At 46.8% G+C, this 730-nt stretch carries 1 protein-coding gene; it reads right to left on the minus strand.

Annotation, left to right across the window (positions count from 1 at the left end):
• A partial coding sequence (locus tag ACFIL8_RS11710; protein WP_375689949.1) for a terminase gpA endonuclease subunit occupies positions 1–730 on the minus strand: 730 nt, incomplete at both ends.

Below are 730 nucleotides of genomic sequence, written 5' to 3' on the forward strand. Positions count from 1 at the left end.
TCAATATGCCAACTTTCTTCACTACGCCCCCATCCCACCACTTCAAGTTCCAAGCGGTCATTTTGCACATCAATACCTGCTGTTAACAACACGGCTTGTTCTGGTGCAAGGGGATAATCTTCGCGTTTTGCATAGAGGCTATCAGGATCAATAACTTCGCCTGTTCTGTCCTCCCATGGCTCTCCAAGCACTGTATTGACAAAAGGCTGCAAAAGTGCCGGATCATCCTTGGCATCTAAAAACTCTCTTGCGCATTCCCCCCAAGTAAGCCAAGGTGAATAGAGTGCCGAAATATGATAAGAGCGCAAATTCGGTCTGCTTGACTCACTTGTAGGCACCCAGCACGCACCTCTTTCTTCACTCATGAGATCTGTTTTTCTGTGCTCAGCATGTTCATGACCACAATGCGCACAAACAAACACAGCTTTTTCGGGGGCGCCTTTCGGCCATTTGATTTGTGACCAAACAATCGGCTGTAGAACACCACATGCATCACAAGGCACGTTGTAATATCGCTGGTCTCCTAGTACAAAATCTTTGGCAATACGGCTTGTGTCACGGTGGGTGGGTGTGGACAATTTAAAGATCTTTCGTTGTACAAAGGTTGATGTGCGCTTTTCCGCAATCATCACTGGATCACCTTCGTTATCGACACTGAGAGGATAGGCATCCACCTCATCTAAAATCAGATAACGAATAGGCATGGAACGCAAACCAGCTGCACTGTTTG

It is taken from the genome of Bartonella sp. AP57NXGY (assembly GCF_042195805.1).
Taxonomy (GTDB): domain Bacteria; phylum Pseudomonadota; class Alphaproteobacteria; order Rhizobiales; family Rhizobiaceae; genus Bartonella.